At 58.3% G+C, this 11,785-nt stretch carries 15 protein-coding genes and 1 tRNA gene; 9 read left to right on the top strand and 7 right to left on the bottom strand.

Annotated elements, in window-relative coordinates; all coding sequences use genetic code 11:
- Positions 1 to 88: 88 nt before the first annotated feature.
- From ureA to WIT60_RS05100, 5 genes are all read left to right on the top strand, one after another.
- Entirely contained in the window at positions 89 to 391 is a 303-nt protein-coding gene (gene ureA / locus WIT60_RS05120; RefSeq protein WP_320362474.1) for an urease subunit gamma, read from the top strand.
- A 19-nt stretch (positions 392 to 410) separates the two neighbouring features.
- The gene (locus WIT60_RS05115; protein WP_339582868.1) at positions 411 to 587 is read left to right on the top strand and encodes a hypothetical protein; all 177 of its coding nucleotides are present in this window, start codon (positions 411 to 413) and stop codon (positions 585 to 587) included.
- On the top strand, positions 584 to 904 hold the full coding sequence (locus tag WIT60_RS05110; RefSeq protein WP_339582867.1) for an urease subunit beta: 321 nt from the start codon (positions 584 to 586) through the stop codon (positions 902 to 904). The genes WIT60_RS05115 and WIT60_RS05110 overlap by 4 nt, the downstream gene beginning before the upstream one ends.
- Positions 905 to 956: 52 nt before the next feature.
- The gene (gene ureC, locus WIT60_RS05105) at positions 957 to 2,684 is read left to right on the top strand and encodes an urease subunit alpha (RefSeq protein ID WP_339582866.1); all 1,728 of its coding nucleotides are present in this window, start codon (positions 957 to 959) and stop codon (positions 2,682 to 2,684) included.
- 190 nt (positions 2,685 to 2,874) lie between these two features.
- A complete protein-coding gene (locus WIT60_RS05100) occupies positions 2,875 to 3,258 on the top strand; it encodes a transposase (RefSeq protein ID WP_339582865.1) in 384 nt (127 codons plus the stop codon).
- Positions 3,259 to 3,394: 136 nt separating this feature from the next.
- Here WIT60_RS05100 and WIT60_RS05095 read toward each other — a convergent pair whose 3' ends face one another.
- Genes WIT60_RS05095 through WIT60_RS05075 form a run of 5 tightly spaced genes read right to left on the bottom strand, consistent with a single transcriptional unit; the run spans position 3,395 to position 8,412 of the window.
- Positions 3,395 to 3,763 carry a response regulator gene (locus WIT60_RS05095; RefSeq protein WP_339582864.1) on the bottom strand — a complete coding sequence of 123 codons (369 nt, stop codon included), beginning with the start codon at positions 3,761 to 3,763 and terminating at the stop codon, positions 3,395 to 3,397.
- 20 nt (positions 3,764 to 3,783) lie between these two features.
- Positions 3,784 to 4,758 carry a chemotaxis protein CheX gene (locus WIT60_RS05090; protein WP_339582863.1) on the bottom strand — a complete coding sequence of 325 codons (975 nt, stop codon included), beginning with the start codon at positions 4,756 to 4,758 and terminating at the stop codon, positions 3,784 to 3,786.
- 19 nt (positions 4,759 to 4,777) lie between these two features.
- Positions 4,778 to 5,332 (bottom strand): hypothetical protein, encoded by a 555-nt coding sequence (locus WIT60_RS05085; RefSeq protein ID WP_339582862.1) that lies wholly within the window; start codon positions 5,330 to 5,332, stop codon positions 4,778 to 4,780.
- Positions 5,329 to 6,060, bottom strand: coding sequence for a methyl-accepting chemotaxis protein (locus WIT60_RS05080; RefSeq protein WP_339582861.1), 732 nt, complete (start codon positions 6,058 to 6,060; stop codon positions 5,329 to 5,331). Before WIT60_RS05080 ends, WIT60_RS05085 begins: the two co-directional genes overlap by 4 nt.
- Before the next feature lie 15 nt (positions 6,061 to 6,075).
- Entirely contained in the window at positions 6,076 to 8,412 is a 2,337-nt protein-coding gene (locus tag WIT60_RS05075) for an ATP-binding protein (RefSeq protein WP_339582860.1), read from the bottom strand.
- Between the two features lie 373 nt (positions 8,413 to 8,785).
- Between WIT60_RS05075 and WIT60_RS05070 the strand changes: the two genes are divergently transcribed.
- From WIT60_RS05070 to ureG, 4 genes are all read left to right on the top strand, one after another.
- Positions 8,786 to 8,989, top strand: a complete 204-nt coding sequence (locus WIT60_RS05070; protein WP_339582859.1) for a hypothetical protein — start codon at positions 8,786 to 8,788, stop codon at positions 8,987 to 8,989.
- Between the two features lie 60 nt (positions 8,990 to 9,049).
- On the top strand, positions 9,050 to 9,763 hold the full coding sequence (gene ureE, locus WIT60_RS05065; RefSeq protein ID WP_339582858.1) for an urease accessory protein UreE: 714 nt from the start codon (positions 9,050 to 9,052) through the stop codon (positions 9,761 to 9,763).
- A 121-nt stretch (positions 9,764 to 9,884) separates the two neighbouring features.
- Positions 9,885 to 10,643: an urease accessory protein UreF gene (locus WIT60_RS05060; protein WP_339582857.1), complete on the top strand. Its 759-nt coding sequence runs from the start codon at positions 9,885 to 9,887 to the stop codon at positions 10,641 to 10,643.
- Positions 10,640 to 11,284, top strand: a complete 645-nt coding sequence (gene ureG, locus WIT60_RS05055; RefSeq protein WP_339582856.1) for an urease accessory protein UreG — start codon at positions 10,640 to 10,642, stop codon at positions 11,282 to 11,284. Before WIT60_RS05060 ends, ureG begins: the two co-directional genes overlap by 4 nt.
- 2 nt (positions 11,285 to 11,286) lie before the next feature.
- On the opposite strand, the gene WIT60_RS05050 is transcribed toward ureG, so the two are convergent.
- A tRNA-Arg gene (locus tag WIT60_RS05050) sits at positions 11,287 to 11,361 on the bottom strand.
- Positions 11,362 to 11,380: 19 nt separating this feature from the next.
- On the bottom strand, positions 11,381 to 11,653 hold the full coding sequence (locus tag WIT60_RS05045) for an H-NS family nucleoid-associated regulatory protein (RefSeq protein WP_339582855.1): 273 nt from the start codon (positions 11,651 to 11,653) through the stop codon (positions 11,381 to 11,383).
- Between the last annotated feature and the right edge of the window lie 132 nt (positions 11,654 to 11,785).

Raw genomic sequence — 11,785 nt, 5'->3', positions numbered from 1 at the left:
TTCAATCCGTACCCTGACACCGCAATTTCGATGCCGCCGGTACGCGGCCCCTTTGACTGGCCTTGAGCCTTGGCCCTGACACGACACCATGGAACTGACGCCACGCGAAAAAGACAAGCTGCTGATCTTCACCGCCGCCCTGCTGGCCGAGCGGCGCAAGGCCCGCGGCCTCAAGCTGAACTACCCCGAAGCCGTGGCCCTGATCTCGGCGGCCATCATGGAAGGCGCCCGCGACGGCAAGAGCGTCGCCGCCCTCATGAGCGAGGGCAAGACCGTGTTGAGCCGCGACGATGTCATGGACGGCGTAGCCGACATGATCCCCGACATCCAGATCGAAGCCACCTTTCCGGACGGCACCAAATTGGTGACCGTGCACCAACCTATTGCATGACCCCATTCCAGGCACCAACATGAAGCACAACACCCTGATCACCACCCTGGCCGCCCTGCTGAGCACGGGCGCTGCTCACGCCCACGAAGGCCACGGCCTGCCCGGCATCTCCCACTGGCACAGCACCGACGTGCTGGGCTTCATCGCCGTGGCCGCCCTGGTGGCCGGCGTGATCTGGTTCAAGGGCCGCAAATGATGTCGGACCGCGTCACGCCAGGCGAGTTGCTGATCGACGGTCCCGACCTGCCCATCAACCCCGGCCGCCGCACTCTGACGCTGGTGGTGGAAAACGCAGGCGACCGCCCCATCCAGGTCGGCTCGCACTACCACTTCGCCGAAACCAACGGCGCGCTGCGCTTTGACCGCGCTGCGGCTCAGGGCATGCGCCTGAACATCGCCTCGGGTACCGCCGTACGCTTCGAGCCCGGCCAGCAACGCACGGTCGAGTTGGTGGACTACGCCGGTGCACGCGTGGTCTATGGCTTCCGTGGCCTGACCCAGGGCCCGCTCTGACGCCCAGCCTGCCCCTCCCGCATCACCGGAATTTCAAGAAGGACACGCCAAGATGGCAAGCATCCAGCGCCGCGCCTACGCGGAAATGTTCGGCCCCACCGTGGGTGACCGCCTGCGCCTGGCCGACACCAACCTGATCCTCGAAGTCGAGCAGGACTACACCCTGCGGGCAGGCGGCTACGGCGAAGAAGTGAAGTTCGGGGGTGGCAAGACCATCCGCGACGGCATGGGCCAAAGCCAGGTCTGCAACGGCCCTGGCGCCATGGAGGCCGCCGACTGCGTGCTGACCAACGCCCTCATCCTCGACCACTGGGGCATCGTCAAGGCCGACATCGGCATCAAGGCCGGCCGCATCGTCAAGATCGGCAAGGCCGGCAACCCTGACGTGCAACCGGGCGTGGACATCGTCATCGGCCCAGGTACCGAGATCGTCGCGGCCGAGGGCATGATCGTCACGGCTGGCGGCATCGACACACACATCCACTTCATCTGCCCGCAGCAGATCGAGGAAGCCTTGAGCAGCGGGGTGACCACCATGATCGGTGGCGGCACCGGCCCAGCCACCGGCACCTTTGCCACGACCTGCACGCCCGGCCCCGACAACATCGCGATGATGCTCAAGGCCGCCGAAGCCTTCCCGATGAACCTGGGCTTTTTGGGCAAGGGCAACGCCAGCCAACCCGAAGCGATTCGGCAGCAGGTCAACGCTGGCGTGATCGGTTTGAAGCTGCACGAAGACTGGGGCACCACACCGGCGGCCATCGACACCTGCCTGAGCGTGGCTGAAGAAACCGACATCCAGGTCGCGATTCACTCCGACACGCTCAACGAATCGGGCTTTGTGGAAGACACCGTGGCCGCCTTCAAGGGCCGCACCATCCACAGCTTCCACACCGAAGGTGCGGGCGGCGGCCACGCGCCCGACATCATGAAGGTAGTGGGCGAGCTCAATGTGCTGCCGTCGTCGACCAACCCGACGCGCCCCTTCACCATAAACACCATCGACGAGCACCTCGACATGCTCATGGTGTGTCACCACCTGGACGCGTCGATCGCCGAAGACTTGGCCTTTGCCGAAAGCCGCATCCGCCGCGAAACCATCGCCGCCGAAGACATCCTGCACGACCTGGGCGCCATCAGCATGTTCTCGTCCGACTCGCAGGCCATGGGCCGCGTCGGCGAGGTCATCTTGCGCACCTGGCAGACCGCCCACAAGATGAAGGCGCAACGCGGCAAGCTACCCGGCGACACCGACCGCCACGACAACGCCCGCATCAAGCGCTACGTCGCCAAGTACACCATCAACCCGGCGCTGGCCCACGGTGTGGCGCACGAGGTGGGCAGCATCGAAGAAGGCAAATGGGCCGACCTGGTGATCTGGCGCCCCGCATTCTTCGGCGTCAAGCCCAGCATCATCATGAAGGGCGGCTTCATTGCTGCGGCGGCCATGGGCGACCCGAACGCATCCATCCCCACACCGCAGCCGGTGCATTACCGCCCGATGTTCGGCGCGTTTGGCGGTGCGGTCGCACGCACCTCGCTCACCTTCATGAGCCAGGCCGCCATCGCCGACGGCATGCCGCAGCAATACGGGCTGTCCAAGCAGATCGTGGCCGTCAAGGGTTGCCGCAGCGTCAAGAAAACGGACATGGTGCACAACAGCTACATGCCCAAGATGGAGATCGACGCCCAGACCTACCAAGTGCGCGCCGACGGCAAGCTGCTGACTTGCGAACCTGCCGTCAGCCTGCCACTGGCGCAGCGCTACTTCCTGTTTTGAAAATAGCCAACGTTCATGGCTTGCGCCTGACAATTCACGACTAGAAACCTCCTTCAGCGAGGCTCACCAGATCAATCGGGCAATGGCCTCACAAGATGCCATCCATCAGCTCGACGGCACCGTTCAACCCGACGGCGCCTACCTCGGTGCTGGACGTAGAGGTCGGAAGATCGGTCTCGGCTAGGCGAACATGATAAGCAAGTGGGCCAAGGCCAACTTGGTACCAAGCACCATCGTGCCAACCGTTTGTTGGGTCTGCTTCCTGGCGGTCACCGATGCAGTGCGCACTCACCTGCCCATGGTGGTGGGCGGACTCAAGCCATATGGCATGCCAAGCTTCAAATGGGTCAACGCCGTGCTCGGCAACCTCAAGACCACGCGGTCCGGAGGCTCCCACACCCTGAAGTTCCGCAAATACGGCAGGCACTACCTTGCCGGCTTTGCCCACAGGATCACCCACCGCTTCGATCTGCTTGGGCTGGTTGCCCGACTCGTCGTCGATGTCATGCGAGCCGAGCCCATCAAGGAAAAAAACGACCAGCTCACAAGGAGAGGCACGCTTTTAATCAGGTAAAAATATGAAAGCCACCCAGGAAGTACAAAACCTCCATGGTGGCTCGTCGGTGCGGACGGCATCACACACCCAGGCTGAATTTCGTTGTCGCTTTTTTAACGGACGCAGCGTACTCAAACTTGAAACGCGGCAAAACTTATACGCCGACCAGTTTCTTGAAGGATGCTAAAACAGCGTTACCGTTGAAGGGCTTCACGATCCAACCTTTGATCCCGGCAGCCTTGCCACGCTCTTTCATGGTGGGAGAGTTTTCAGTGGTCAGCATGACGATGTTGACAGCACTATTACCAAGCTCAGCACGCACTTTCTCTGCCATCGTCAAGCCATCCATGTTCGGCATGTTGACGTCACAAACGATCAACTTGATGGTGGGATCAGCCTTCAACTTTGTCAGTCCATCACGACCGTCAACACCATAAGCCACATCAAATCCGTTTTTTTTCAGAAAGTCTCCGACTTCATTACGAACAGTGCTCGAGTCATCAACGACAAGAATCTGTGCCATGCTTTAATCCTTTCAAATATTTAGAAGAGTTCGAGTTCGCCTGAGTTCACCAAGCTGTCAAATGACTGTTCATTTTCGTGGAAATCTTCGGGTGACCAGCTCAAATTGAACACGAATCGCTGGTAAATGACAAACGGGGGCGCTTCTGGCGATGCGGCATCGGTCAGAACACATTTAAAACACAGTTGTGGATTAACAGAACCGAACGAAATGTAGCGGTGCATGTGGTTGATCACAATGGGCACCTGTGAAAGGTGTGCGCTCAACGGCTTGAACGATGTGTAACGATTCTTGAACGCACCCCAGATCAGATTTGTAATTTCACCCAAGATACCGTTGAGGTTTCGAAAATCATCACCCTCCACCGGAGTAATGTGAGTTTTATTACGTTTGACCAGCGTCAGAAGCGGAGCCTCTTCCGCCTGCAGCGTCATGTAACCGCGGCACCATTCACTTTCAACCGGGATCAAGGTGAAAATCTCACCGAAGATCAATCGATCCCGGACGATGTAGGGAGTGTCAATGGTGACGTCCAGCCCTTTGAACTGGCTTTGCAAAGAAGACTGCGTGATTTCCACAATTCCGCGGACCAACTTGCTTGGGTAAACCAGGCTGAAAATGCTGGTTTCAATGACATCCTTCAGCCGATCGATGGTCTCAATCGTGTAACTGGCCGAAATGATCCCCTTCTCGGCATCGGATAGAACGCGATCACTATTTTCGACCGTACGACGCAGGAAGATGGGGAGTTCCGGCCGAAGATAATGTATCTGCTTCGCCAGATTGATGCCAGCTTGTGGGTTTTCTCCGAGCACTTCAGAAATCATGATGGCGCCCAGGTCAACATTTGAGCGCAAAACGGACATCAGGTTATCTTCCTGAACCCTCAAGGCCTGAAGATGATGTGCATCACAGAATGCACGGATCTTCTCTCTGTATTCCTTGTTGTTCTCCAAGACAAGTACCTTGCTGATCAGAGATTTCTCGTCACTCATGTTTTCCCTTTAGGTCCGTTCAAAAGAATTCGAGCTCACCGGTACTCTCCGCTTGTGCGGTGGACTCCAGTTCAAAGTCAAGATCGTGATACTCGGTGACACACAGACTCAGCCGAAAAGAAATTCCTGAATCCAACACCAAAGCGTAATGCTTAAGATAGCCATAATCCAGAATAGCAAGATGTTCTGCACATCGACTGTCTATCATGTTTGGGGTGGACATGCCAACGTGTTCAAAAACGCGCCCCAATTCACGATTGAATGTTCCACAGCACATATTGGCCGATTCATACAAAGCGTCGTAAATCCCTTGATCATCAAGGGGCGAGCCATCGTTCTTGGTGAGCCTCGAGAAATGCAAACGAGTGCGCTCGTCTCGCGTGAAATAAACCATCATCACGACGCGAAAATGGTAAGACACCACCGAAAGCATCACAACTTCTTGTTCCGTGATCGGTTCAAGTGTCTCAACTGTTTCCAAGCTGACGATGGCGTCTGCGGGGCTCACCAGGGCGCTGCGTATCCCCTGCATCACCATGCTGTCCAAGGAGGCCTTTGCGCGCTCGCTGATCATGACTCCCCCAGCTGATTCAACGCGACAAGGATCTTTCTGTTTGTCAAATCCAGCCCTGTAACCGCGCCGATGATCATCTTTCCGCCGGCTTGCATGTCCTGAAAGGTAGCGGTCGTGATCAGATCGTTTTCATACAAACTGCGCCGGTACTCTTTCGACAACGCTTCAGCGCGTCCCGCCAGGGTGCGCATTTCTTCTGCCACAACGGCGAAGCCACGACCTAATTGACCGGCACGAGCGGCCTCGATGGAGGCGTTCAGCGTGACGATGATCATCTGTTGCACGATGCGTCCAAAATCTTCGTTCTTGGCGTGCATACCCTGGTTGTGCTTGAGCAGCATGTTCATGTCTTCATGCCAACGCTCAAACGTCTTGCTCACACCCAGTAACTCAGATATGGATTGAGCAAGCCGGGAGCTGTGCGCGCGGGCATCACTTTTCATGCCGTGCGCCTGCCCCAGGATGTCCTTGACCGCATCTTGATGGATTTGCGCGAGTGACGCGCGCTCCAGATGCAAGTCATTCTGTGCCCGCATCAATGCTTCCCGGAGTTTGTCCAACTCAGCCTCCAGGGCATGCACGGTGGATTGCAGTTGAGCACCTCGAGTCTCTGCAACCGACGCAGCCAGGGCATTGGCCAACTGCCGCTTCAGGCGCAGGTTGAACCAACCGCAAACGACACCGACCAACATTCCACCCGCGATGAAAGGCAAGAGCATTTCCGACATTCGTTGCTCCAGCGGTCAGGCGTGGACTTGGACGGCGAACTTCGCAGGCAGCGTGATGACGGTTTCAAACGGGCAACAAGTCGTTTGCAAATCCGTGGGCATCAATTCCAGTTCGATGTGCCCCCCTTCAGCCTCCACAAATCCCTTGACGGCATCCATGCCAACGCCACGCCCAGAAACCTCGGTCACAGCATTGGCTGTGGAAAAGCCGGAAGCAAAGATCATTTGGGCGATCTCTTGAGGGGCGGGCGCGTCATCTTCACGGATCAGGTTCTTTTCAACGGCCTTGGCTTGGATGCGCTGTAGGTCAAGGCCGCGGCCGTCGTCCTTCATGCGCAAGACCAAATGTTCGGCATCCAACTGCAGGGTGACTTTGATTGCCCCTGCTTCGGATTTCCCCGCCTGCAGTCGCTCTTGGGGGCTTTCCAGGCCATGGTCAAGCGAATTTCGGTACAGGTGCATGAACACGTTACGCAGCATGTCTGACAGTTGTGTACGCACCAGAACGCCGTGGTCTTCAATCGCAATTTGAGGCGTGGGCTTACCAAGCTCTGCCGCCAGCGATGGCAGCGAGTCGATCACGCCGCTCAAAATGCTGTGGATCGGCTCGGTTCCCAACCGGTTCAAGACATCGCGTGTCTGCTGCAATGCATTGACCATGCTGGGCGCATCGTCAAGCTTGACCTCCTCCAAGTTCTGGATCAACGACTGCACCTTGTCTTTGGGAACCATCAGGAATGCATCCACACTGCCTCGGCGGCCTGGGCCCTTGCGTCCAAGCTTGACTTCATTGATATGAGAATATTCATCAATGGCACGTGATGTGCTGTCCAGCTCAGCGACGAGTCTGTGCTGGTCCCACTCCAACGTGCCTTGACGGACGGCGTCGTACGTTTCCTCGGCTTCATGCACGATATTGGTGAGGTGCAGCAAGCCATAGGTACGCGCATTTCCCTTGATGGTGTGCATGTTACGGAACAGCACACCGATCGCTTCTTGGCGGTCTTGCGTACTGCTGTCCGCGGCATCTCTCAGCAAGCTACGATTTTCAGCAACAAAGTTTTGGGCGCTGCTGATAAATTCTTGGAATTTTTCCTGACGCACGGCCAAGATTTCACCAATGATCGCCAGCTCTTTCTTCTGCGCATCGGCCGCGCGGGCCAATGCACGCAGCTCGGTCACGTCACGCAAGCACAACAAAAGGCGCAGAATCGTTCCGTTTTCATCCGTAATCGGTGACCAGTTCAAGTCCAACACTTTGACGCGGCCATCAGGCATGGCCTTGCTGATTTCGTGAGGCAGCAAATGCGAATTGAACTCGAAATTCATTTCATCTTCGCCGATGCAGGCGCTGATCCCGGTTTCCATTTGGTTCAACTCATCAACGCCCATGCCAGTGCCGTTGAAAACCACATGCATGACGTCGAGACCTGCAATTTCCTCAGTCTCCAAAACGCTCTTTAAGTGGTCGGAGTATTCCGGGTGAATGATGCCCCCCCTCTCCAAGGTCATGATGCCTTGAGGGATGTAATGCAGCATCGCGTGAATGTCCGCTGTCTTCTGACGAATCTCTTCACTGCTTTCCTGGATTTTCTCGATCATGGCATTGAACGCCACCACTGAACGGCCAATTTCGTCCATCCGTGTCACTGGCACGCGATGGGTAAAATCCTGACTGGAAGCGATCTCGGTCATCTTCTCTTCCATGTCACCGATAGGGTGAATCACCTGGCGATAAAGCAACATGCCCATCACGCCCAAGCCGATGATGGCGATGACGGTGACAACCGACAGGGTTCCAGTGGTGGCTACCAGGTTGCTGTTGACCGTAGCAATCGCCTCATCTTTGCTGCGACGCTTCTCAACCTGCACTGTCTCGATCACCCCAATCTGCTCGCGAAGATATTGATCAACCGTTGCAGCCATTGTTGCCTCGGCCAACGCTTTTTGACCCTGCAACATGAAGTTGGCGGTATCGTCGATGGAGCCGAAGTAATTCAGCAAACTCTCTTCTGCTTGCTTGACCAGACCACGCTGAATATCGTTTTCCGCAGACTCCATCTGCTCCCGCAATGCATTCTGAAGATTAGCCTTTTTCTTTTTAACTTCTTCGTGGGCTTGCTCGATCGCGGCTTTATCAGGAGCCGCAACCATCGCCAGCGTGGCGATCTGCACATCCTTGAGTTGCCCCATCAACTCGACGGATTTGAGTGAACTGGGCACCACGCCTTCCGTAACAAAATTAACTTCTTTGCTGCTGCTTTTACTTTGAAATACCGCATAGCCCCCCGTGAAAATTAGGGAAACAAAACTGACAGTGATGAGCAACAGGATGCGTTGACGGATATTCATGGCTACAACGGTGTTTTACCTTCATTCGACTTACGACAAGCAAATCGAATAGCCGGCACAATTTGATCTTCATCATCCATCGCGTCCGTGACCCGAGTGTTACAAAAAGATTTCACTTTTGTGTCAATCAAGGCGCAGATGTATCCATTTGCACCAGGCCTTAACATCATTTAGAACAACATAACCGCCCAAGCCTTGGCTCGACAACAAATTTAGGTGATCGTGAATTAATTAACGAATTCTTTTGACCGCCACCCAAAAGCCTATGCTATGCGTCAATGGAGAGGCGAGATGACGGCGGCCTACGCCATCGATTCAATCAAATTCCACTCGCTCGAAATGAATTTATCGACACCAAATTAGCTACATCGGATTGACAAACAACCGACGCAGCAAAGTCGTTCATGCCCAAGGCATTGGCTCGGTGCGCGAGACGGTCCACCGCCTGGACGAGGCCACCCAGCACAACATGGTGCTGATGGCACAGAGCACCCAGGCGGCGGAAGGCCTGAAGTCGCAGGCCGATCGCCTGCTGGCCTCGGTGTCCTTCTTTCAATTGAGCCCCTCCAACCCCTGAGGGCAGGTCGGTGTCGCTACACTTTGTGCTTCACGCCTCTGAAGTGCAAAGCGAACCCCGATGCTGACCGTCAACAAGCTCCTCCCCCAGGGCCAAGGCCTGGCCCCTGTCCTGCTCAAACGCGCCGCTGCGGTGCAACTGGACTGGGACGTGCGCCAGAAAAGCCGCTTCGATGCCGTGGACAGCCAGGGCCGCACCCTCGGGGTGTTCCTGCCGCGCGGCAGCGTGGTGCGCGGTGGCGATGTGCTGGTGGCCGAAGACGGCAGCATGATCCGCGTGGAAGCCGCGCCCCAGAACGTGCTTATCATCACCCCGTGCAGCGAGCATGGTTCGCCCTTTGACCTGACGCGCGCGGCCTACCACCTGGGCAACCGCCACGTTCAGATCGAGCTGCAAGCCGACCACCTCAAGATCGAGCCCGACCATGTGCTGGCCGACATGCTGCGCGCCATGCACCTGACCGTGCGCGAGACCCAGGCTGCGTTCGAGCCCGAGGGCGGCGCCTATGCCGCCGGGGGACACGGTCATGGTCATGGTCACGAGCATGACGACCATGCTCACAGCCACGAGCATGGGCATGACCACGCTCACGGACACGCCCATGAACATGGCGAGCCCGGCCACGTCCACGGCCCAGGCTGCGGTCATGACCACGGCACCCCAGCGGCCGCCACGCCCGCCACGCCCACCTCCCGCGGCAAGCCCGTCGGCATCGCCATCAAGGCCGCCCCGGTGCCGCACGTGCACGGCCCAGGCTGCGGTCACGATCACTGAGCGGCCACAGCGCTCACCGCGATCATCACCAGCTCACGGTGCGTCCAACATCCGACGCACCAAAACGAAGCACACCGGCACGGGGCTTGCTTGATCTCATCAGGTCAACCCTCGCTGCCCCATGCCCCGCGTTCTCACCCGCCCCACCCCGCTGCCCCCTGCCGCCCGCCTGCAATTGATGTGGCTGGCATCGCCCGCCCTCCCGGTCGGCGGCTTCAGCTACTCCGAGGGGCTGGAGTCGGCCATCGACACCGGCCGCGTCACCACCGAGGGCGAGGCCGCCCACTGGCTGCTGCATCAACTGCGCCTCAGCCTGGCCCGCGCTGATCTCCACGTCGTGGCCCGAGCCGTAAGCGCCTGGCAGCGCCAGGACCTGACTCGCATCACCGAGCTGAACACCTGGGTCACCCTCACGCGTGAAACCAGCGAGCTGCGCCAGCAAACCGAGCAAATGGGCCGTTCCCTGGTGGAGTGGCTGCGCAACCGTTCGGGCGACGCCGTGGCTCACCCCGCTGACACACGACTGGCCCAATGCGCCGCCCTCCCCCCCGCGCCCAACTGGCCCATCGCCTTCGCCCTGGCTGTGGCGCAATGCCTGCCCGCCCAGGCCACTAGCGACACCCTGGCCGCCGCGCAACAGGAAGCGCTGCTCAGCTTTGCCTTCGGCTGGGCCGAGAACATGGTGCAGGCCGCCATCAAGGCCGTGCCCCTGGGCCAAAGCGCCGGTCAGCGCATCCTGCAAATCCTCATCGATGCCATCCCCGATGCCATCGCGCACGCCCTGGCTCTGCCTGACAGCCAACGCCAGGCCTTCACCCCCATGCTGGCCATCCTCAGTGCCCAGCACGAACACCAATACTCACGCCTGTTCCGATCATGAGCAACTTCCATCACATCCCTGGCCGCACCAAGAAACTGCCTCCGCTGCGCGTGGGCGTGGGCGGCCCCGTGGGGTCCGGCAAAACCACCCTGCTCGAAATGCTGTGCAAGACCATGCGCGAGCAGTACGACCTGGTCGTCATCACCAACGACATCTACACCAAGGAAGACCAGCGCCTGCTGACCGTGGCGGGTGCGCTCGACCCGGACCGCATCATGGGGGTGGAAACCGGCGGCTGCCCGCACACCGCCATCCGTGAAGACGCCTCCATCAACCTGGAGGCCGTGGACCGCATGCTGGCCAAGTACCCGAACGCCGACATCGTCTTCATCGAGTCGGGCGGCGACAACCTGGCGGCGACCTTCAGCCCCGAGCTGAGCGATCTGACCATTTACGTGATCGACGTGGCGGCAGGCGAGAAAATCCCGCGCAAAGGCGGCCCCGGCATCACCAAGAGCGACCTGTTCGTCATCAATAAAACGGATCTGGCGCCCTATGTGGGGGCCAATCTGGACATCATGGAAGCCGACACGAAGCGCATGCGCCCGACGCGCCCGTTCGTGATGACCAACCTCAAAACCCAAGCCGGTCTGCGCGATGTCATTGGCTTCATCGAAACCAAAGGCATGCTCACGGCCTGAAGTGGTCCCCCAGCCTGGAATCGAACCAAGATTTGCCCCTTAGGAGGGGGCTGTCTTATCCATTAGACGACTGGGAGAGACCAGCCGCGGATTTTACTATGCGAGTGCGTCAGGCGAGACGCGCAGCTCTTCCACGGTGTAGCCCTCTCGGGTGAGGGCTTCCTTCAGCCATTGCGGCTGCATGCCCTCCCCATCCCAGGTTTGCAGGGTCAAGGGGTGACGGTACTTGGGGCCTTTCGGCGCAGGGGGCGGCGGTGCAGGCGCTCGTGGCGCTTGCGGCCCCATGTCGAGTTCGTCGGCCGTGATCTGCCAGAAGTCCACCAGCTTGCGGATGGCACGTACCGTCGCTTCTTGTTCGGGAGTCAGCATGTGAAAGCTCTGCAACTGCCGGACATCATGCCCGATTCGCGCCGCGCTGGATGAAGTGAACACGTGCGCAGCAGCAACGCACATTATTCCCCAAACTTTTGATCAATTTTTTCAAATTCATCATATCCACAT

It is taken from the genome of Aquabacterium sp. G14, assembly GCF_037482285.1.
Classification (GTDB): Bacteria; Pseudomonadota; Gammaproteobacteria; order Burkholderiales; family Burkholderiaceae_C; genus Aquabacterium.
Note: the sequence above shows the minus strand (reverse complement) of the source record. Positions and strands in the feature narration are given on the sequence as shown.

What these genes read in the sequence shown, in the direction of transcription:
- ureA (WP_320362474.1), top strand. Translation starts at nt 89, where the DNA reads ATGGAACTGACGCCACGCGAAAAAGACAAGCTGCTGATCTTCACCGCC.
- WIT60_RS05115 (WP_339582868.1), top strand. Translation starts at nt 411, where the DNA reads ATGAAGCACAACACCCTGATCACCACCCTGGCCGCCCTGCTGAGCACG.
- WIT60_RS05110 (WP_339582867.1), top strand. Translation starts at nt 584, where the DNA reads ATGATGTCGGACCGCGTCACGCCAGGCGAGTTGCTGATCGACGGTCCC.
- ureC (WP_339582866.1), top strand. Translation starts at nt 957, where the DNA reads ATGGCAAGCATCCAGCGCCGCGCCTACGCGGAAATGTTCGGCCCCACC.
- WIT60_RS05100 (WP_339582865.1), top strand. Translation starts at nt 2,875, where the DNA reads ATGATAAGCAAGTGGGCCAAGGCCAACTTGGTACCAAGCACCATCGTG.
- WIT60_RS05095 (WP_339582864.1), bottom strand. Translation starts at nt 3,763, where the DNA reads ATGGCACAGATTCTTGTCGTTGATGACTCGAGCACTGTTCGTAATGAA.
- WIT60_RS05090 (WP_339582863.1), bottom strand. Translation starts at nt 4,758, where the DNA reads ATGAGTGACGAGAAATCTCTGATCAGCAAGGTACTTGTCTTGGAGAAC.
- WIT60_RS05085 (WP_339582862.1), bottom strand. Translation starts at nt 5,332, where the DNA reads ATGATCAGCGAGCGCGCAAAGGCCTCCTTGGACAGCATGGTGATGCAG.
- WIT60_RS05080 (WP_339582861.1), bottom strand. Translation starts at nt 6,060, where the DNA reads ATGTCGGAAATGCTCTTGCCTTTCATCGCGGGTGGAATGTTGGTCGGT.
- WIT60_RS05075 (WP_339582860.1), bottom strand. Translation starts at nt 8,412, where the DNA reads ATGAATATCCGTCAACGCATCCTGTTGCTCATCACTGTCAGTTTTGTT.
- ureE (WP_339582858.1), top strand. Translation starts at nt 9,050, where the DNA reads ATGCTGACCGTCAACAAGCTCCTCCCCCAGGGCCAAGGCCTGGCCCCT.
- WIT60_RS05060 (WP_339582857.1), top strand. Translation starts at nt 9,885, where the DNA reads ATGCCCCGCGTTCTCACCCGCCCCACCCCGCTGCCCCCTGCCGCCCGC.
- ureG (WP_339582856.1), top strand. Translation starts at nt 10,640, where the DNA reads ATGAGCAACTTCCATCACATCCCTGGCCGCACCAAGAAACTGCCTCCG.
- WIT60_RS05045 (WP_339582855.1), bottom strand. Translation starts at nt 11,653, where the DNA reads ATGCTGACTCCCGAACAAGAAGCGACGGTACGTGCCATCCGCAAGCTG.